Raw genomic sequence first — 19047 nt, 5'->3', positions numbered from 1 at the left:
CCACCACGACACCCGCCTCGACGAAGAGAGCCCAGATGACCACCCGTACGCCACCATTCGCCACGGCGATTCCCACCACGGACGAGGACCCGTTCAGCCAGGAGGTCCTCGCAGACCCGCTTCCCTTCCAGCATCGGCTCCGCGAAGCGGGGGAGGTCGTCCTCCTCGAACGCTACGGCGTCTTCGCCATGGGACGCTACGAGACCGTGCGAGCAGCGCTGCTCGACTGGCAGGGGTTCGAGTCCTCGGTCGGCGTCGGGATCACCGACTTCCGGAGCGAGGCGCCGTGGCGACCGCCGAGCCTGCTGTTGGAGGCCGACCCCCCGCATCACGATGCGCCGCGTTCGGTACTCGAGAAGATCCTGGGCCCGCGTGAACTCCGCGAACTGGCGCCTCGCTGGCAGGCCGATGCGGAGGGCCTCGTCGACGAGGTGCTCGGGCAGGGGCTGGAGTTCGATGCCGTCGAGGCGTTCGCGGAGGCCTTTCCGCTTCGCGTGTTCCCCGATGCGGTAGGGATCCCGGCCGAGGGTCGAGAACATCTGTTGCCGTACGGCGACCACCTGTTCAACAGCTTCGGGCCCGAGAACTTCCTCGTGCAGCACGGAGCGCCGCACATCGGCGAGCACTCGGCCTGGGTGAACGCGCAGTGCCTGCGGGATCGCCTCAGCCCCGGCGGCTTCGGGTCTGGGATCTGGGCCGCCGCCGACCGCGGCGACCTGACCGCCGCCCAGGCACCGCTCGTCGTGCGGTCGCTGCTCTCGGCGGGCGTGGACACCACGGTGCACGCGATCGGGGCGGTCCTGCACGCGTTCGCGACGCATCCGGAGGCGTGGGCGCAGCTTCGGTCCCAGCCGGGGCTGGCCCGCGTGGCCTTCGATGAGGCGATCCGGCTCGAGGCGCCAGTGCAGACGTTCTTCCGGACCACCACGCGGGACATCGAACTCGGCGGCGTGCGCATCCCCGCCCGCAGCAAGATCCTGATGTTCCTCGGTTCGGCCAACTCCGACCCGAGACGTTGGACCGATCCCGAGCGCTTCGACCTGTCCCGTGACCCCTCCGGCCACGTCGGGTTCGGCATGGGCATCCACCAGTGCGTCGGCCAGCATGTCGCGCGCCTCGAGGCGACGTCGCTCATCACGGCGCTGGCGCGCCGGGTCGCGTCGGTCCAGCTCATCGGAACCCCGGAGCGCCACCTGAACAACACGCTCCGGGCGTGGAAGCGCATGCCGATGCGCGTGGAGCTCGCGTGATCCCGGGCCGTGACGCCGCCGCCGAGCCGGCCGGGCACGGCGCGACGGAGAACGCGGGCCGTACCTGTGTGATCGCATGACCGCGTTCCGCATTGGAGCATGAACGAGGCAGCCCGTCCCGGTCTCCCGGGGCGAGCGGCCCGACTCTGCTGGGAACGATCAGCCGCGACCCTGCTTCGCGTACGGGTTCGCGAGAGCGTCGGCGATGATCACCTCGGCCGTGTCGGGGTGCAGTCCCTCCTCGGTGGCCGACGGTGCGGCATCCGGCGGGAACGACTCGGTCATCGACATCGGCATCGCGCCGTTGCGGTAGAGGTTGTTCGAGCCCTGTGACGGCTTCCAGTCGTTCGGCTCCCAGTCGGGCACGTAGTTCCGGTAGCCGCCTGTGTTGACCTCGACGCGCATGCCGCTCGGGTCACGGAAGTAGAGGAAGTTCTGCTCGCCGATGCCATGGATCGAGGGGCCGTATTCCATTGCGACGCCGTTCTCCATGAGCACGTCGGCAGCCTGGAGGAGGTCTTCGCGGGTGTCGACCCAGTAGGCGTAGTGGTTCACCCGGCCGGCGCGCTGCGAGGTGTCGAGCACCACCCCGAGGTCGTGCGACTTCTCGTTCGTCGTGATGACGCCGAAGACGGTGACCGGTGCCTCGTCGAGCACGGTGTACGCCATGATGCGGAAGCCGAGCACGTCGCGGTACCACTCGGCGAAGCCGCGCACGTCGCGGGCGGCGACGGTCACGTGGTCGAGTGAGCGCGGCCCCACCGCGTGCCGGCTGCGACGCTCGGGACGGTCGGGGAAGACCGAGGCGAACTCGCCCTCGCCCCGGTATTTGTCGACGTCCCAGAAGAGCTTCATGGTGTGGCCGAAGGGCCCGGTGAACGTGTACGAGCGACCGTGGCCGAAGCCGGAGTCGTGCCAGACGCCGGTCACGCCGGCGGCCTCGATGCGGCGAGCCGCCTCGTCGAGCGCCTCGTCGCTCGTGGTGCGCCAGGCCATCTCCACGAGCGCCGGCTCGGCGCCGTGCGAGATCACGAGGCTGTAGTCGTAGTAGTCGCCCCACGAGCGCAGGTACGTCTTGCCGCCTTCGCTGGCGATCGCACGGACTCCGACGAGACGCTCGTAGAAGGCGACGGATGCCGCGGGGTCGGGCGCCGCGATCTCGACGTGCGCGAGGTGGGAGAGGAGTTTGATCATCGTTGATCCTTCGGTCGTTCCGGTTGGGCTGTGCGCACGTGGCGCCACAGAACCACCCTGAGCGCCGCAGTGGTATCCGGGAAGGTGAATCTACGGATACCGCGCATCGATGGCGGTGATACTCGTGAGTTCACTGCCGACGGGGCGAGTATCACTCAGGCTGATGTGTCACATCAGCGATCTCCGCTTTCCTGATGCGCACGGACGCACTTGGATCGAGCACACCGGATGCACCGAAGCATCCGGCGAACGGAGATCCACACGTGACGACGTCGTCAGGCCCGACCGTCCCCTTCGCCCTCGCGCGATTCGCATCCGATGCCGGCCCCGTCCCCGGACTGGTCGTCGGCGATCGCATCCGCCCATTGTCCGCGGCGGAACTCGGCGCGGACACGCTCAACGAGTTCCTCGCGGAGGGTGAGTCCGGATGGGATCGCCTCGAACCGCTCGCAGCCGAGTCCGCCGACGACGCCGACCCGTCGGCTGCCGTCTGGCTGCCGCTCGCGTCGGTCACCCTGCTCGCGCCCGTCGAGCCGCGCCAGGTGCTGCAGACGGGCGCCAACTACCGCACGCACGTCATCGACCTCGTCGTCGCCGGCCGTGCGAAGCAGGACCCCCGCCCGGTCGAGGAATTGCGCGAATGGGCCGCCGAACTCATGGATCGGCGCGCCCGCGAGGGCATCCCGTACTTCTTCATCGGCCTGCCCGCGTGCGTCGTCGGTACCGAGGAGATCCTCGAGCTGCCCGCCTACAGCGACCAGCACGATTGGGAGCTGGAGCTCGCGGTCGTCATCGGCGCGCCGGCCTTCCGGGTGAGCCGGGAGGACGCGCTCGCGCACGTCGCCGGCTACACCATCGTCAACGACGTCACGACGCGCGACCTCGTGTTCCGCCAGGACATGAAGGAGATCGGCACCGACTGGTACCGGGCGAAGAACGCGCCCGGGTTCCTGCCCACCGGGCCGTTCCTCGTGCCCGCACGGCACATCGCGGACGCGGGAGACCTCCGCCTCACGCTCTCCGTCAACGGCGAGACGATGCAGGATGCCACGACGGACGACCTGCTCTTCGACATCCCCGCCCTGATCGCCGCAGCCTCCGAGACGATGCCGCTCCTGCCCGGCGACCTCCTGCTGACCGGAAGTCCAGCCGGCAACGGGGTCGTGCACGGACGGATGCTGCGCGACGGCGACGTCATGGTCGGCACCATCGAGGGCCTCGGCTCGCAGGTCGTGCACGCCGCGGCTGCACGGGTGCCGGCATGAGGACCACGAGCGAACACCCGAGCGCCCTCACCGAGGACCCACGCGAACTGGACCGCACCGACCCGCTGAGCCACATCGCCGCCGCCGCCGAGGCGTACCGCAACTGGGGCCGCTGGGGCGAGGACGACCGGCTCGGCACGCTCAACCTCATCGACGACGACGCCCGGGCCAGGGCAGCGGCGCTCGTACGACGCGGTGCATCCTTCTCGCTCTCGCAGCCGTTCGACATGAACGGCCCCCAGCAGGGCTGGCGCCGCCGCACGAACCCCGTGCACACCATGCTCGACACGGGCACCGACGCCGAATTCATCGGCCAGGGGTTCCCGCACGGCCTCGGCGGCGCCGATGACGTCATCGCGATGCCCCTGCAGTGTTCGACGCAGTGGGACGGCCTCGGCCACATCTTCGATCGCGGCATGGCCTGGAACGGCCGGCCGGCCGGCCGCGTCGTCACGAGCGAGGGCGACCTCGTCACGGGCATCGAGCACGCGGCATCCGCCATCGTGGGCCGTGGTGTGCTGCTGGACCTCGGCCGACTCCTCGGGCCCCGGCTCGACGAAGCCGGCCGCGACGAGCTGCCCGACGGCTACGCGATCACCGTCGACGACCTCGAGGCCTGCATCGAAGCGCAGGGTCCGACCTCGCGCGTCGGACGCGGCGACCTCGTCCTCGTGCGCACCGGCCGCTACACGCGCGCCAGGCGCGAGGGATGGAACGGGTACGCGGGCGGCCCCAGCGCCGGTCTCTCGTTCACCACGGCGGGATGGATCCACCGCACCGGGGTCGCCGCGATCGCGACCGACACGTGGGGCTTCGAGGTGCGGCCCAACGAGTTCGACGACGCGTTCCAGCCGCTGCACCAGGTCGTCATCCCGAACATCGGGCTGACCGTGGGGGAGATGTGGGACCTCGACGCACTCGCCGAGGACTGCGCCGCCGATGGTCGCTACGAGTTCCTCCTCACCGCACCGCCGCTGCCGATCACCGGCGCTGTCGGGTCACCCGTGAACCCCATCGCCCTCAAGTAGCCAGCTCAACGACGGCGCGCGACAGCGCCGAGAATCACCACGACGCACCACCGCAGAACCACAAGGAGTCAACGATGACCGCAGTCTCTCGAGTCGCCATCGCCGGGGGTGGGGTCGCCGGCATGGCCGCCGCGATCCTCCTGGCAGAGGGCGGCGTGCACGTCGACGTGTTCGAGCAGAAGCCCGACCCCGGCGCGCTCGGCTCCGGCATCACCCTGCAGGGCAACGCGCTCCGCGTCTTCGGACGGCTCGGCATCTGGCCGGCCGTGCAGGAGGAGTCCTACTCCTTCGACGTGCTCGGTATCCGTGCGCCCGGCCCGGAAGCACCGGTGCTCGCGCAGATCCCCGACCAGCGCACCGGCGGGGACGAGTACCCGGCCACCGCGGGCATGTACCGGCCCGACCTCGCCCGCATCCTCACCGAGCGCGCTCGGGAGGTCGGGGCGAACATCCACCTCGCCGCGACGGTCACGTCGTTCGCGCAGGACGACGCCGGCGTCGACGTGACGCGCTCCGACGGGCGCACCGACCGCTACGACCTCCTCATCGGCGCCGATGGCCTGCATTCCGGCATCCGCTCGATGCTCGGCATCGACGTGGCTCCGCACCGCACCGGCATGGGCATCTGGAGGGCGTTCGTGCCCCGACCCGAGTCGGTCACGCACACCGACCTCTACTACGGGGGCCCGGCATTCATCGCGGGATACTGCCCGACCGGCGAGGACTCCATGTACGCGTACCTCGTCGAGGCTGCGCAGGACCACGGGGACCTCGGGGAGACCGAGCGCATCGACCTCATGCGCGAGTTGTCGCAGGGCTACGGCGGACCGTGGGACGAGATCCGCACCTCGCTCACGGCATCGGCCCGCGTCAACTACACCTGGTTCACCGCTCACCTGGTGCCCGATGCCTGGAACCGCGGCCGCGTGGTGATCATCGGCGACGCCGCCCACAGCTGCCCGCCCACGATCGCCCAGGGCGCCGCGCAGGCCGCCGAGGACGCCCTCGTCCTCGCCGAGCTGCTGTTGGCCCGTCATGCCGTTGACGCTGCGCTATGGGAAGAGTTCCATGCTCGGCGTCTCCCGCGCGCGAAGGCCGTCGTCGAGGCATCCGTGCAGGTCGGGCAGTGGATGCTCGACCACGATCGCGACGCCGACGTGCCCGGCCTCATGTACCGAGTCGGCTCCTTGGTGAGCGAGCCGGCATGAGCGCGAACGATCCCGTCGTCGACGTGCACGCGCACGTCCTGCTGCCGGCGCTGCAGGGCGTCGTGCAGGCCGCCGATCCGGAGGGGTTCGCGGCCGCTGCGGACCTCGAGGCCCGGCGCAACGGACCCGAGTCGCAGGCTGCGTCCGGGGCGATGATCCGCGAGCGATTCGCGAAGCTGACCGATCTCGGGGCACGCCTCGCGGCCATGGACGACGCGGGCATCGACATCCAGGTCGTCTCCCCGTCGCCGTCGCACTACTACCCGTGGGCGGATGCCGTGCTCGCCGACCGCATCGCACGGGCGGCATCCCTCGCGACCGCGGAGCTCGTGGCTGCGGCCCCCGCCCGACTCCTCGGCCTCGGCCTCGTGCCGCTTCAGCATCCGGCGCTCCTCGTTCCCGCACTCGAGTACGCCGTGCTCGAGCTCGGGCTCGCCGGGGTCGAGATCTCCTCGAGCGCCGGCGACGTCGAGCTCTCCGACGAGCGCCTCGAACCGTTCTGGGCACGGGCCGAGAAGCTCGAGGCCGTCGTCTTCCTGCACCCGTTCGGCTGCACGCTCGACGAGCGGCTCGACCGCTTCTACCTCGCCAACACGGTCGGCCAGCCGACGGAGAACGCCGTCGCGCTCTCGCACCTGATCTTCTCGGGAGTGCTCGACCGGCATCCCGGTCTGCGCGTCGTCGCGGCCCACGGCGGGGGCTACCTGCCCGGGTACCTCGGCCGCAGCGACCATGCGTGGCGCGTGCGGCCGGAGGCTCACGGATGCATCGAGCCGCCGTCGAGCTACCTGCGACGTCTCTGGTTCGACTCGCTCGTGCACGACGCCGCGGGCCTCCGCACGCTCGTCGGCGCAGCCGGTGCCGACCGGGTCGTGCTCGGCAGCGACTTCCCCTTCGACATGGGCGTGGAGGATCCCGTCGCACTGGTGCGCGAGGCAGGGCTGGGCGAGGTCGCCGAGCGCGCGATCCTGTCGGGCAGTATCCGGTCGTTGATCCCGGCGCTGTCTCCCGCGCTCGATCGGGTGGTGTCGCCATGAGGATCGCGCGATGGGAGCACCTCGGTGTCCTCGGCGAGGGCTTCGTCGTCGATGCGCACGTCGAGCGGTTCCCCGATGAGCTCACCGTGCTCGATGTGCTGCGCATGGGGCTGGCCGAACTGCCCGGGATCGCGGATGCTGCGGCCGCCGCCGCCGCCGCCGACTCCGAGCCGGCCCGGCGGACGCCTCTCGCCGACGTGCGGTTGCTGCCGCCCATCGTGCCGCCGAGCGTGCGCGACTTCGTCGCGTTCGAGGAGCATGTCGAGGGCGTCGTGCGCTCGGTCTCGGGCGGGCAGGGCGTGGACGCCGAGTGGTACGAGTTCCCGACGTTCTACTTCACGAACCCGCACTCCGTGATCGCGACCGGCGCGACCGTGCACCCGCCCGTGACGGAGCGGCTCGACTTCGAACTCGAGGTCGCGGCGGTGATCGGGGGAGTCGAGGGTAGCGACGGCTCGAACCTCGACCCGGTCGAAGCCGGCGACCACATCTTCGGCTACACGATCTTCAACGACTGGTCGGCACGAGACCTCCAGGCCCGCGAGATGAAGGTGCGGCTCGGGCCCTGCAAGGGCAAGGACTTCGCCACGACCCTCGGCCCGTGGATCGTGACGGCCGACGAGTTCGCGGGACGCCACGACGCCGACGGGTTCCTCCAGGTCGGCATGGAGGTGCTCGTGAACGGCGACCGCATCGGCATCGACCTGCTCTCGAACATGGGCTGGCCCTTCGCCGAGCTCGTCGCCTACGCCTCGCGCAACTCGCGGGTCGTGCCCGGCGACGTGCTGGGCTCCGGCACGGCCGGAAACGGCGGATGCCTCGGTGAGCTCTGGGGGCGGGCCGGAACGCTCGTGCCGGCGCCCCTCGTCGAGGGCGATCAGGTCGTCATGCGCGTGGAGGGGATCGGCGAGATCCGCAACGTCGTCGGGGCGGCGATCGCCGCTCCGCGGATCGGCCCTGCGCGAACCCGCTCGCGCGCGAGACCCGGGGCACCCGTCGACCCGTCGTACGTCTCGCCTGCGGCCGCGCACTGACCGGGACGTGCCGAGGCCACCGCCACCCGCCACCCGCCACCACGAACGCACCACCCATCCCCACCACCGATCGAGGAGATTCAATGACGAATACCCGCCCGGCGACGCAGCCCGTCGCCGCCCGCACCGCCGGCTTCTGGCAGGCGGTCCTCCTGCTCGCGGGCAGCTGCATGCCCGTGCTCGGATCGGTGCTCATCACGCCGATCCTTCCCCAGCTCTCCGAGGTGTTCGGCGACCAACCCGGCTCAGAGGTGCTCGTGCCGATGATCGTCGCGATCCCCGCGCTCATCATCGCGATCTTCGCACCGTTCGCCGGCCAGATCGTCGACCGTCTGGGGCGCAAGAACCTGCTGCTCGTCACGATGTTCGCGTACGCGCTCGTCGGCACCGCGCCGGCCTGGCTCGAGGACCTGCAGCTCATCCTCTTCAGTCGCGTGCTCGTCGGCGTCTGCGAGGCGGCCATCATGACGGTCTGCACGACGCTGATCGTCGACTATTTCCATGAGGAGAAGCGGCGCACCCGGTACCTGGGACTCCAGACTGTCGTGACGACGCTCGCGGCGACGGTCTTCATCGCCGTCGGCGGCGCGCTGGGCGTCGCCGGCTGGCACACGCCGTTCTGGGTGTACGCGATCAGCATCCTCATCGCGGTCCCGATGATCTTCCTGCTGTGGGAGCCTCGCCGCGACGACCGCACCGACGCGCACGTGGCGGGCATCGCCGCAGGTGAGAAGGTGCGCGTGCCCTGGAAGCTGCTCGCGGCTCCGCTCGTGGTGACGCTCTTCGGCGGGTTCACGTTCTACGTGCTCATCATCGAGACGAGCTACCTCGTCGTCGGCACGGGCGTGGCGGCGACCGACACGGGCGTCATCGGACTCGCCGCAGCGCTTGCCTCGCTCGCCACCGCGGCCGGAGCGTTCACGTTCGCGCGGATCGCCAAGCTCGCGCCGCGGGTGCAGCTGCCGATCGCGTTCGGCCTGCAGGCGATCGGCATGCTCGTGATCTGGCTGGGCGGGGGGCTCCCGGCAGTGATCGTCGGCGCGATCATCGCCTCGGCGGGTTCGGGCCTGCTGCTGCCGACGCTCCTCACCTGGGCGCTGTCGAAGATCGCGTTCGAGCAGCGCGGTCGTTCGACCGGATGGTGGCAGACCTCGTTCTACCTCGGCCAGTTCCTCACGCCGATCCTCATGGGCGCGCTCGGGGCCGCGGTCGGCGGCCTGTCGGTGGCGGTCGGCGTCGTCGGCATCGCGGCCGCCGTCGTCGCGATCGTCCTCGGAGTGCTGCTGCGACGGCCCGCCGTGGTGGACTCCGAGACGGTCTCGGCCTGAGCCGGCCACGCCCGGCGTTCGCCACCAGCGCGGCGCCGGGCGTGCGGGCCTGCTGTGCGGGCCGAGCCGTCGATCTCTCATCGACGGCTTCGATACTCAACCAATGGCCCATCGCGGGGATTGATAAGCTCGGATTCCGCTCCACCTGATCCGAAAGCACGATGCCGTGTCCGATCGCTCCCTCTCGCGCCTCGACCTGAACCTCCTCATCTCGCTCGACGCCCTGCTGACCGAACGCAGCGTGACGCGCGCCGCCGAGCGCCTACGGCTCAGCCAGCCGGCACTGAGCGCCTCGCTCTCACGGTTGCGCGCGCACTTCAACGACCCGATCCTCGCAAGGCAGGGCAACACCTACGAGTTGACGCCGCTCGCGTCGCGCCTCGCCGAGCACACCGCCTCGGCCCTCGACGCCGCCCGTCGCGTCTTCGAGTCGCAGGCCGAGTGGGACCCGCGCGAGTCGACCCGCGAGTTCGCCGTGTACGGGTCCGACTACGCGTTCGCCACCATCGGGCGTCGTGTCTCCATGCTCGCCGCCGAGCGAGCGCCGGGCGTGCGATTCCGCTTCCTGCTGCACACTCCGCAGATCGTCGACGATGCGGCCACTCGGCTCCGGAGCGCCGACGGCATGCTGATGCCGCACGGATTCCTCGACGGCCTTCCCTACACCGACCTCTGGACCGACGGCTGGGTCATCGTGGCCGCCGACGACAATCCCGACGTCGGCGAGGCGCTCAGCATGGAGGACCTCGCCGCTCTGCCGTGGGTCTTCACGTACCAGTCGCGATCGGCGTTCACGTCGGCGACCCGGCAGATACAGCAGTTGGGCATCGAACCGCGCGTCGAGGTCGTCGTCGAGAGCTTCCTCAGCCTGCCCGGATTCGTTGCCGGCACTCGGCGCCTCGGACTCGTGCAGGCCGGCCTCGCCGGCATCGTGCGCGCAATGCCCGGGCTCCGCGTGCTGGCGCCCCCGTTCGAGGCGACCGAGATCCACAACGCCCTCTGGTGGCATCCCGTGCATCGACGTGATCCCGAGCACGAGTGGATGCGCGGTCTGTTCGCCGAGGCGGGCACCGGACTCGCCGCCGCGCCCGCCCCCGACGGGCCGGCCCATGCCCCGCGGTGACGACGACCGCCGGGTCGCCGAGAAGCTCTTCGCGATCGCCGACGCGTTCGAGCGCGGCGACGAACTGACGCTCAGCGAGATCGCCGAGCGGGCGGGGCTTCCGATGTCGACCGCGCACCGACTGCTCGGGGAGTGGGTCGCCTGGGGCGGCATCACGCGCTCCGGCGACGGCCGGTATCGCGTGGGCATCAAGCTGTGGCGGCTCGCGGTGCGCCAGCCCTCGTCGAGGCGACTCCGCATCGCGGCGAAGCCCTACCTCGAGGACCTCTTCCAGTCGACGGGCGAGCATGTGCACCTCGCGGTTCGCGAGGGCCTCGGCGCGGTCTACCTCGAGCGGATGTCGGGAGCTCACGCCGTGCCGTCCATCACCGACATCGGTTCCCGGCTGCCATTGCACGCGACCGGAGTCGGCCAGGCGCTGCTGGCGTTCGCGCCGCCCGGGGTCTTCGAGGATGTCATCGCCGCGGGTCCGCGGAGATTCCTTCCCGGCACGATCATCGACGAAGATGCGCTTCGCGAACGGATGGCCCGGATCCGCGCATCGGGCATCGCGACGTCCGTCGAGGCGCTGACGCGGGGCGCCTTCTCGGTCGCCGCCCCGGTGCGCGACGCCACCGGCGACGTGGTCGCGGCGGTGTCGATCATCGCGCACGTCGAGCGCCTGGACGAGCCGCAGTTCGCCCTCGGAGTGCGCATCGCGGGCCGGGGCATCTCCGCGGCGCTCGGACACCGACCGTAGGCGCACGTCCGTCGTTCCGCCTGGTGTGCAGGGCTCACGCGACGTCGCACGATTCCATCGGATGGAATCGGGGATGCGGTGCGACCCTCGTGCGACGCACGATGGCAGCACCTTCCCACAGACGCGAGAGGATGCAGCGTTGCGATCCCAGGTGGTCATCATCGGAGCCGGCCCAGCCGGACTCCTGCTCGGGCACGTCCTGCACCGAGCAGGCATCGGGTTCACGATCCTCGAGGCCCGGTCGCGCGAGTACGTGCTCGGCCGCGTCCGTGCCGGCGTGCTCGAGCAGGGCTCGGTCGATGCGCTGGCCGAACTCGGCCTCGACGCGGATCTCCGCGAGCGCGGGCTGACGCACCACGGCATCCACCTGCAGTTCGAGGGCGGCCGCCACCTCGTCGACTTCGTCGAACTCGTGGGCCGCACGGTCACGATCTACGGCCAGCAGGCCCTCGTTCGGCACCTGCTCGCCGAGCACGACCGGCTCGGCAGCGACATCCGGTTCGAGGTCGCCGACGTCACCCCGACCGGGCTCGAGGGCTCGAGCCCGAGCGTGAGCTTCACGGATGCCGGTGCCACGACCTCGATCGACGCTGAGGTCATCGTCGGCGCCGACGGGTTCCACGGCGTCTGCCGACCGGCGATCCCCGGCATCAGGGCGTTCGAGCGTTCGTTCCCGTTCGGGTGGCTCGGCATCCTCGCCGACGTCCCGCCATCGACCGACGACCTCATCTACGCGCTGCACCCCGACGGCTTCGCGATGCACTCGATGCGCTCGCTCGAGGTCTCGCGCCTCTACCTGCAGGTCCGTCACGACGAATCCATCGACGACTGGTCCGACGCCCGCATCTGGGACGCGCTGCAGACCCGGCTCGGCGTCGACGGCTGGACCCTGCACGAGGGCGCGGTGCTCGAGAAGTCGATCACGCCGATGCGCTCGTTCGTCGCCTCCACCATGGCGCACGGCCGGCTCCTCCTCGTCGGCGATGCCGCGCACATCGTGCCGCCGACCGGTGCGAAGGGCCTCAACTCGGCCATCGCCGACGTCGTGCTCCTCGGGCGCGCGCTCATCGCCGCCCTGCAGCTCGGCGACGAGCGCGGACTCCTGGCTTACAGCGACGCGGCCCTCGCCCGCCAGTGGAAGGTGCAGCAGTTCTCCGAGTGGATGACCGACCTCCTCCACGTCCACGAGGGGGCGGATGCCGCGGCGCGGGCCTTCTCGTACCGCAGCCAGGTCGGCCGGCTCGAGTACGTCACCGGGTCGCGCGCCGCGCGGCAGAGCCTCGCCGAGCAGTATGCCGGCCTTCCCTTCACGACGGAGTGACCATGCATCCGACCGTCTCCCACCCCGACCCGTCGCAGCAGGTCATCAGCGACGGGATCGCCGACCGGCATGACCGCGAACGTCGGCTGGCGACATCCGACCGCGGACTTCGCGCGCACCCGCGCCGCGACTTCGCGCCGTACCGCTCGACCCTCCTGCGGCATCCGACGCACGAGCTCGTGCGCACCGATCCCGAGGACATCGAACTCGTGTCGCCAGCGTTCGGACACACGGACGTCGCGCCCGAGGAGGCCGATCTCACCATCCAGCATGCGGGCGAACCGCTCGGCGAGCGCATCATCATCACGGGGCGCGTGCTCGACGGCGACGGACGCCCGGTTCGCAATCAGCTCGTGGAGATCTGGCAGGCCAACGCCTCGGGGCGCTACGTGCACAAGCGCGACCAGCACCCTGCTCCGCTCGACCCGAACTTCACGGGCGTGGGCCGCATCGTCACGGGCGACGACGGCTCGTACCGCCTGACCACGATCAAGCCGGGCGCCTACCCCTGGAAGAACCACCGCAACGCCTGGCGGCCGGCGCACATCCACTTCTCGTTCTTCGGTTCGGCGTTCACGCAGCGCCTGGTCACGCAGATGTACTTCCCGGGCGACCCGCTCTTCGCGCTCGACCCGATCTACCAGTCGATCGTCGACCCGGCCGCTCGGGAGCGACTCGTCGCCGGGTACGACCACGAGGTGAGCGAGCCCGAGTGGGCGATCGGCTACCGCTGGGACGTCGTGCTCACCGGCCCGCGCTCGACCTGGATGGAACCGGAGGACGCCGACCATGTCTGAGCAGCACCGACCGCTCGGGCAGACCCCGTCGCAGACGGTCGGCCCGTTCTTCGGCTACGCACTGCCGTATCCGGGCGGGCCCGAGGTGCGAGCGCCCTGGCAGCCTGACGCGGTGCGCGTCCACGGCACGGTCCTCGACGGTGCAGGTGAGCCGATTCCCGACGCGATCGTCGAGATCTGGGGTGCGGATGCCGCGGGGCTGGCCTCGACCGAACGCGGATCCCTCGACCGCGACCAGCACGCCTTCACCGGTTTCGGGCGTGCCGCGGTCGACCGCGACGGGCACTACTCCTTCACGACGATCAAGCCCGGTGCCATGCGCGACGGGTCGGCCCCGTACCTGCTCGTGACGGTGTTCGCCCGCGGTGTGCTGCATCACCTCTTCACGCGGGCGTACTTCGGTGACGAGCCGGAGGCGAACGCCGCCGACCCGCTCCTCACGCGCATCGACCCCGATCGTCGCGGCACGCTCGTGGCCGAGCCCGACGCGGCGTCGTCGTACCGGTTCGACGTGCGCCTGCAGGGCGAGGGCGAGACCGTGTTCCTCGACTACGGCACCGAACGATGATGGAGGCACGGCGATGACGGACTGGGGACTGCTGGATCCCGGAGGAGCCGACGCCGTCGGGACCGACGACGATGCCGTGCTCGCGGCGATGGTCGAGGTCGAGCGCGCGCTGCTGCGAGCGTGGGGGAGCGAGCTCGCCGAAGCCCTCGACGCGCAGGCCGACGCGCTCGATGCGGCCGCGCTCGATCGCGCGGCGCTCGTCGCAGGCGTGTCCCGCGACGCGGTTCCGGTCGTGGCTCTGGTACCGTCGCTCCGGGCGCAGCTCGACGCGGCCGGCCTCGCGAGCGACCGACTGCACCTCGGCGCCACGAGTCAGGACGTGCTCGACACCGCGCTCGTGCTCGTCGCCCGGGACGCGCTCCGCGCAACTCGAGCGTCGCTCGTCGAGGCGGGTGAGCGCCTCGCCGAGCTGGCCGATGCCGAGCGGCAGGGCCTCCGCATCGCCCGATCGGTCGCACGGCACGCCGAGACGAGCACGATCGGGGTGCTGGCGGCGGGCTGGCTCGACGGCGTCTCCTCGTCCATCGAGGCGATCGCCGCCCTCGGGTTCCCGGTGCAGTTCGGCGGTGCGGTCGGCACCGGAAGCGCCGCGGATGCCGCGTCAGGGCGGCCCGGCGCCGTCGAGGCCGTGCGAGCGGAGCTCGCCGCCCGGCTCGGGCTCGGCGATCCGCATCGCTCGTGGCACGCGGAGCGGACCCCCGTCCTCGCGATCGCCGCCGCGAGCGCGAGCGTCGTCGGGGCGCTCGGGCGCATCGCAGGCGATGCAACCTTCCTTTCGCGAGAGGAGCTCGGCGAGGTGCGCCTCGCCGGGGGCGGCGGCTCGTCGGCGATGCCGCACAAGCGGAACCCGGTCGACGCGGTCGCCGTCACCGCAGCCGCGGTCGAGGCTCCCGGCCTGCTGCAGGTCGTCGCCTCAGCAATGATCTCGGGCGACGAGCGGTCGTCGGGCCGCTGGCATGCGGAGTGGGTGCCGCTCCGCCGCCTCGTGCGCCTCGCGCGCTCCGCCTCGGTCGCCGCTGCACGACTCATCAGGGGTCTCGAGTTCGACGGCGACCGTGCCGGGCGCATCCTTGCCGGGTCCGGCCCAGCCGGCGAACGTCCGGATCGCCGCGTGCTCGCAGCCTCATCCGACCGCATCGTCGACCGGGCCGTCGCCCGGTTCTCCGCCGTCTCCGAAGAGAGCCCTCGCCCATGACCGTCCCACGTCTGCTCGGCTCCTTCGCTCCTGGCACCGCGCCGGCCGCCTCGAACCCGCTCCTCGTGCTGCTGCCGTCGCTCGGCACGACGACGGCCATCTGGGACGGGGTCGTCGGTGCGCTGCGCGCCGACCCGCGCACCGCTGCCCTCCGGATCCTGCGCGTCGACCTCCCCGGTCACGGGGCGAGTCCGTCGGCAGCAACCCCGTTCACGATCGCCGACCTCGCCGCGGCCGTCCTGGCCGTCGTCGACGAGGCGGGCGGGGGCGCCTTCCACGTCGCGGGCGTCTCGCTCGGCGGCACGGTCGCCCTCGAGCTGGCCGTCACGCGACCCGATCGCGTGCAGGGCCTCGTCATGAGTTGCAGCGGCGCCCGCATCGGCACGCCCGACAGCTGGGCATCCCGGGCGGCCACGGTCCGGTCGAGCGGCACCGTGTCGCTCGTGACCGGGAGCGCGTCGCGATGGTTCGCACCCGGATTCCTCGACCGAGAGTCGGGCGGACCGGGTGCACGCACGCTCGCCGCGCTCGTCGACGTCGACGACGAGTCGTACGCCCGCTGCGCCGAGGCGCTCGGCGGCTTCGATCGAACGCACGACCTCGCCGCACTCGGCGTGCCCGCCCTCGCGCTCAGCGGCGAGCACGATGCCGTGACGACGCCGGCCTCGATGCAGGACCTCGCCGACGACATCCCCGGCGCCCGGCACGTCGTGCTCGACGGCGCCTCGCACCTCGCCGTGCTCGAGGAGCCGCAGGCGGTGGCCGAGCTCATCGCGGAGCACCTCGTCACGATCGAGCGGTCCGCCGAGGCATCCGTCGCCCTCGACCGCGGCATGCGGGTGCGTCGAGCCGTGCTCGGCGATGCGCATGTCGACCGTGCGGTGGCCGCCACCACGCCCGAGACGGCCGCGTTCCAGGACTTCCTCACGCGCTACGCCTGGGGCGAGGTCTGGGATCGGCCCGGCCTCGCTCGCCGCGAGCGCTCGATCGCGACCCTCGCGAGCCTGACGACCGGCGGGCACGAGCACGAGATCGCCATGCACGTGCGCGCTGGCCTCCGCAACGGCCTCACGCGAGAGGAGATCTCGGAGGTGCTGCTGCACACCGCGCTCTACGCGGGCCTCCCGGCGGCGAACGCGGCCTTCGCGATCGCTCGCACGGTCTTCGCCGAAACGGATGCCGCATCCGAACCCTCACCCGACTCGAACGACTGAACCCGGAGCACCATGGACAAGACCTTCGCGACCGCTGCCGACGCGGTCGCCGACATCCCCGCCGGCGCGTCCCTCGCGGTCGGCGGCTTCGGCCTGTCGGGCGTGCCGATCGTGACGATCCGCGCGTTGCTCGCGCGAGGCGTCGGCGACCTCGAGGTCGTCTCGAACAACTGCGGCGTCGACGGCTGGGGCCTCGGCGAGCTGCTCGCCGCCGGCCGGATCCGTCGGGTCATCGCGAGCTACATCGGCGAGAACAAGGAGTTCGCGCGGCAGTACCTGGGCGGTGAGGTCGAGGTCGAACTGACCCCGCAGGGCACGCTCGCCGAGCGGCTCCGGGCCGGAGGAGTCGGCATCCCGGCGTTCTACACCGCGACAGGCGCCGGCACGGCCGTGTCGGAGGGCGGGATGCCGCTTCGGTACGCCGTCGACGGGTCGGTCGCGCTCGCCTCCGAGCCGAAGGAGCTGCGCCCGTTCGACGCGTTCGGCCGCACTCGCGAGTACGTGCTGGAGCGGGCGATCAGCACCGACTACGGTCTGGTGCGCGCCGCGGTCGGCGATCGGCACGGCAACCTCCGGTTCGAGAAGTCGACCCGCAACTTCAACCCGCTCGCCGGTATGGCCGGCCGGGTCACGATCGCCGAGGTCGACGAACTCGTCGAACCGGGCGTGCTCGGCCCCGACGACATCCACCTGCCGGGCATCTACGTCGATCGGCTGGTCGTGCTCACCCCGGAGGAAGCGGCCGAGCTGCCGATCGAGAAGACGACCGTGCGGGCCCGACCGGGGGCATCCGCCGAGCCCGCGACACCCGGATTCAGCGCCGCGGAAGCCGGCCGAGACGAGATCGAAGGAGCCCGCTGATGCCGTTGACGCGTGACGAGATGGCCGCCCGCGCCGCCCGTGAGCTCGTGGACGGCACGTACGTGAACCTCGGCATCGGGCTGCCGACGCTGATCCCGAACCACTTGCCCGACGGCGTCGAGGTCGTGCTGCACTCCGAGAACGGGATCCTGGGGGTGGGCCCGTACCCGTGGGAGGGCGAGGCGGATCCGAAGCTCATCAATGCGGGCAAGGAGACGGTGACCGTGCTTCCGGGCGCCGCGTACTTCGACTCCGCTGCGAGCTTCGGGATGATCCGCGGCGGTCGCATCGGCACCGCGGTGCTCGGCGCGATGCAGGTCGCCCAGTCCGGCGACATCGCCAACTGGGCCGTTCCGGGCAAGATGGTCAAGGGCATGGGCGGGGCGATGGACCTCGTCAACGGCGCCGAACGAGTGATCGTCGTCATGGAGCACGTCGCGAAGGACGGCACCGCGAAGCTCGTCGATCAGTGCACCCTGCCCCTCACCGGCAGGGCGTGCGTCGACCGGGTCATCACCGACCTGGCCGTCTTCGATGTCACGGAGCACGGGTTCGTGCTCGTCGAACTCGCACCCGGCGTCAGCATCGACGAGGTCGCGGATGCCACGGGGGCGCCGTTCACCGTCGCCGACCCACTCGTCACCTCGGCCGCCTGATGACCGAGCTGCGCGACGTCGTCATCTGCGCACCGCTGCGCACGCCCGTCGGGCGAATGGGCGGCGCACTCGCACCCGTCACCGCCCTCGAGCTGGCGACCACCGTGCTCCGTGCGCTCGTCGAGCGCACGGGCATCGACCCGGCCGGGGTCGACGGCGTGATCGGCGCCCAGGGCTACGCGACCATGGAGGCGCCCGCGTTCGGACGCGTCGCCGCACTGGACGCCGGATTCCCCGTCGAGACGACGGGCTACCAGCTCGACCGCCGCTGCGGATCCGGACTCCAGGCCGTGCTGAACGCCGCGATGGAGGTGCAGACCGGTGTCGCCGACGCGGTGATCGCGCTCGGCGTGGAGTCGATGTCGAACGCGCCCCTGTACACCGTCGAGGGGCGCCGAGGCGTGACCGGCGCCGGCCTGCTGCTCCGGGACGCACTCTCGCGCGGTCGCGAGACCGTCGGTGGCGACCGGTTCCCGACGCCGGAGGGGAACGTCGGCTCCGCGGAACTCCTCCGAGCCGAGTACGGCATCTCCCGTGATGCCCAGGACGCCCTCGCGCTCCGCTCCCACCGTCGGGCGGTCGCCGCGCAGGAGTCGGGTGCCTTCGCCGCCGAGCTCGTGAACGTGCCGGTGCCGGGCCGACGCGGCACGGTGCTCGTCGACCGCGACGAGCATCCGCGAGCCGACACCGGTCTCGAGGCGCTCGGTGCGCTGCGTCCGATCCTGCGCCGCGATCCCGACGCGACCGTCACCGCGGGCAACTCGAGCGGCCAGAACGACGCCGCGGCCGCATGCATCGTCACGACTCCCGGCCGTGCCGCCGAGCTCGGCCTCGAGCCCATGCTGCGCCTCGTCTCATGGGCTGTGGCGGGCAACGATCCACTGCGCTTCGGAGTGGCCCCCGTGCCGGCGACGAACCTCGCGCTCGCGCGCGCCGGCATCCGCTTCGACGACCTCGACGTGATCGAACTCAACGAGGCCTTCGCGGTGCAGGTGCTCGCCTGCCTCGCCGACTGGGGCGTCGACGCCGAGGACCCGCGCCTCAACCCGCGGGGGAGCGGCATCTCGATCGGCCACCCGATCGGCGCCACCGGCCTCCGCATGCTCGCGACACTCGCGCACGAGATGGTCGACCTGGACCGCGAACTCGCCGTCGAGACGATGTGCATCGGCGGAGGTCAGGCGCTCGCGGCCGTGTTCGAACGGGTCTGAGTCCTCGACGAGCTGTGG

At 71.3% G+C, this 19047-nt stretch carries 18 protein-coding genes; 17 read left to right on the top strand and 1 reads right to left on the bottom strand.

Annotation, left to right across the window (positions count from 1 at the left end; genetic code table 11):
* Positions 1 to 35: 35 nt before the first annotated feature.
* Positions 36 to 1250: a cytochrome P450 gene (locus ESP57_RS02030; protein ID WP_129230402.1), complete on the top strand. Its 1215-nt coding sequence runs from the start codon at positions 36 to 38 to the stop codon at positions 1248 to 1250.
* A 159-nt stretch (positions 1251 to 1409) separates the two neighbouring features.
* On the opposite strand, the gene ESP57_RS02025 is transcribed toward ESP57_RS02030, so the two are convergent.
* Entirely contained in the window at positions 1410 to 2444 is a 1035-nt protein-coding gene (locus ESP57_RS02025) for a VOC family protein (protein ID WP_056009080.1), read from the bottom strand.
* Between the two features lie 263 nt (positions 2445 to 2707).
* Here ESP57_RS02025 and ESP57_RS02020 point away from each other — a divergent pair, with 263 nt between their 5' ends.
* The 16 genes from ESP57_RS02020 to ESP57_RS01945 all read left to right on the top strand — a co-directional run bounded on the left by ESP57_RS02020 (position 2708) and on the right by ESP57_RS01945 (position 19029).
* Positions 2708 to 3709, top strand: a complete 1002-nt coding sequence (locus ESP57_RS02020; protein ID WP_243648369.1) for a fumarylacetoacetate hydrolase family protein — start codon at positions 2708 to 2710, stop codon at positions 3707 to 3709.
* Positions 3706 to 4737, top strand: coding sequence for a cyclase family protein (locus ESP57_RS02015; protein WP_129230400.1), 1032 nt, complete (start codon positions 3706 to 3708; stop codon positions 4735 to 4737). Before ESP57_RS02020 ends, ESP57_RS02015 begins: the two co-directional genes overlap by 4 nt.
* 74 nt (positions 4738 to 4811) lie before the next feature.
* Positions 4812 to 5945: an FAD-dependent monooxygenase gene (locus ESP57_RS02010; RefSeq protein ID WP_129230399.1), complete on the top strand. Its 1134-nt coding sequence runs from the start codon at positions 4812 to 4814 to the stop codon at positions 5943 to 5945.
* On the top strand, positions 5942 to 6982 hold the full coding sequence (locus ESP57_RS02005; protein ID WP_115957873.1) for an amidohydrolase family protein: 1041 nt from the start codon (positions 5942 to 5944) through the stop codon (positions 6980 to 6982). The genes ESP57_RS02010 and ESP57_RS02005 overlap by 4 nt, the downstream gene beginning before the upstream one ends.
* Positions 6979 to 8016 (top strand): fumarylacetoacetate hydrolase family protein, encoded by a 1038-nt coding sequence (locus ESP57_RS02000; protein ID WP_115957875.1) that lies wholly within the window; start codon positions 6979 to 6981, stop codon positions 8014 to 8016. Before ESP57_RS02005 ends, ESP57_RS02000 begins: the two co-directional genes overlap by 4 nt.
* A gap of 83 nt (positions 8017 to 8099) precedes the next feature.
* On the top strand, positions 8100 to 9344 hold the full coding sequence (locus ESP57_RS01995) for an MFS transporter (protein ID WP_129230398.1): 1245 nt from the start codon (positions 8100 to 8102) through the stop codon (positions 9342 to 9344).
* A 166-nt stretch (positions 9345 to 9510) separates the two neighbouring features.
* Entirely contained in the window at positions 9511 to 10467 is a 957-nt protein-coding gene (locus ESP57_RS01990; protein ID WP_129230397.1) for a LysR family transcriptional regulator, read from the top strand.
* Positions 10454 to 11206 (top strand): IclR family transcriptional regulator, encoded by a 753-nt coding sequence (locus tag ESP57_RS01985; protein ID WP_056009050.1) that lies wholly within the window; start codon positions 10454 to 10456, stop codon positions 11204 to 11206. Before ESP57_RS01990 ends, ESP57_RS01985 begins: the two co-directional genes overlap by 14 nt.
* A gap of 139 nt (positions 11207 to 11345) precedes the next feature.
* Positions 11346 to 12527, top strand: coding sequence for a 4-hydroxybenzoate 3-monooxygenase (locus ESP57_RS01980; protein ID WP_129230396.1), 1182 nt, complete (start codon positions 11346 to 11348; stop codon positions 12525 to 12527).
* Between the two features lie 2 nt (positions 12528 to 12529).
* The gene (gene pcaH / locus ESP57_RS01975; protein ID WP_129230395.1) at positions 12530 to 13324 is read left to right on the top strand and encodes a protocatechuate 3,4-dioxygenase subunit beta; all 795 of its coding nucleotides are present in this window, start codon (positions 12530 to 12532) and stop codon (positions 13322 to 13324) included.
* Entirely contained in the window at positions 13317 to 13892 is a 576-nt protein-coding gene (gene pcaG, locus ESP57_RS01970) for a protocatechuate 3,4-dioxygenase subunit alpha (protein ID WP_129230394.1), read from the top strand. Before pcaH ends, pcaG begins: the two co-directional genes overlap by 8 nt.
* Positions 13893 to 13905: 13 nt before the next feature.
* Positions 13906 to 15087 carry a lyase family protein gene (locus ESP57_RS01965; protein ID WP_129230393.1) on the top strand — a complete coding sequence of 394 codons (1182 nt, stop codon included), beginning with the start codon at positions 13906 to 13908 and terminating at the stop codon, positions 15085 to 15087.
* A complete protein-coding gene (gene pcaDC, locus ESP57_RS01960) occupies positions 15084 to 16301 on the top strand; it encodes a bifunctional 3-oxoadipate enol-lactonase/4-carboxymuconolactone decarboxylase PcaDC (protein WP_129230392.1) in 1218 nt (405 codons plus the stop codon). The genes ESP57_RS01965 and pcaDC overlap by 4 nt, the downstream gene beginning before the upstream one ends.
* 12 nt (positions 16302 to 16313) lie before the next feature.
* Positions 16314 to 17162 (top strand): CoA transferase subunit A, encoded by an 849-nt coding sequence (locus ESP57_RS01955; RefSeq protein ID WP_129230391.1) that lies wholly within the window; start codon positions 16314 to 16316, stop codon positions 17160 to 17162.
* A complete protein-coding gene (locus ESP57_RS01950; protein ID WP_129230390.1) occupies positions 17162 to 17818 on the top strand; it encodes a CoA transferase subunit B in 657 nt (218 codons plus the stop codon). Before ESP57_RS01955 ends, ESP57_RS01950 begins: the two co-directional genes overlap by 1 nt.
* Positions 17818 to 19029 carry an acetyl-CoA C-acetyltransferase gene (locus ESP57_RS01945; RefSeq protein ID WP_207904462.1) on the top strand — a complete coding sequence of 404 codons (1212 nt, stop codon included), beginning with the start codon at positions 17818 to 17820 and terminating at the stop codon, positions 19027 to 19029. The genes ESP57_RS01950 and ESP57_RS01945 overlap by 1 nt, the downstream gene beginning before the upstream one ends.
* The last annotated feature ends 18 nt before the right edge of the window (positions 19030 to 19047 follow it).

This window comes from Agromyces fucosus, assembly GCF_004134865.1.
Taxonomy (GTDB): Bacteria; Actinomycetota; Actinomycetes; order Actinomycetales; family Microbacteriaceae; genus Agromyces; species Agromyces fucosus.
The sequence above is the reverse complement of the archived record's forward strand: the minus strand, read 5'-3'. Positions and strand labels throughout refer to the sequence as shown.

Coding starts and splice junctions, on each gene's coding strand:
- ESP57_RS02030 (WP_129230402.1), top strand. CDS start 36: ATGACCACCCGTACGCCACCATTCGCCACGGCGATTCCCACCACGGAC.
- ESP57_RS02025 (WP_056009080.1), bottom strand. CDS start 2,444: ATGATCAAACTCCTCTCCCACCTCGCGCACGTCGAGATCGCGGCGCCC.
- ESP57_RS02015 (WP_129230400.1), top strand. CDS start 3,706: ATGAGGACCACGAGCGAACACCCGAGCGCCCTCACCGAGGACCCACGC.
- ESP57_RS02010 (WP_129230399.1), top strand. CDS start 4,812: ATGACCGCAGTCTCTCGAGTCGCCATCGCCGGGGGTGGGGTCGCCGGC.
- ESP57_RS02005 (WP_115957873.1), top strand. CDS start 5,942: ATGAGCGCGAACGATCCCGTCGTCGACGTGCACGCGCACGTCCTGCTG.
- ESP57_RS02000 (WP_115957875.1), top strand. CDS start 6,979: ATGAGGATCGCGCGATGGGAGCACCTCGGTGTCCTCGGCGAGGGCTTC.
- ESP57_RS01995 (WP_129230398.1), top strand. CDS start 8,100: ATGACGAATACCCGCCCGGCGACGCAGCCCGTCGCCGCCCGCACCGCC.
- ESP57_RS01985 (WP_056009050.1), top strand. CDS start 10,454: ATGCCCCGCGGTGACGACGACCGCCGGGTCGCCGAGAAGCTCTTCGCG.
- pcaH (WP_129230395.1), top strand. CDS start 12,530: ATGCATCCGACCGTCTCCCACCCCGACCCGTCGCAGCAGGTCATCAGC.
- pcaG (WP_129230394.1), top strand. CDS start 13,317: ATGTCTGAGCAGCACCGACCGCTCGGGCAGACCCCGTCGCAGACGGTC.
- ESP57_RS01965 (WP_129230393.1), top strand. CDS start 13,906: ATGACGGACTGGGGACTGCTGGATCCCGGAGGAGCCGACGCCGTCGGG.
- pcaDC (WP_129230392.1), top strand. CDS start 15,084: ATGACCGTCCCACGTCTGCTCGGCTCCTTCGCTCCTGGCACCGCGCCG.
- ESP57_RS01955 (WP_129230391.1), top strand. CDS start 16,314: ATGGACAAGACCTTCGCGACCGCTGCCGACGCGGTCGCCGACATCCCC.
- ESP57_RS01950 (WP_129230390.1), top strand. CDS start 17,162: ATGCCGTTGACGCGTGACGAGATGGCCGCCCGCGCCGCCCGTGAGCTC.
- ESP57_RS01945 (WP_207904462.1), top strand. CDS start 17,818: ATGACCGAGCTGCGCGACGTCGTCATCTGCGCACCGCTGCGCACGCCC.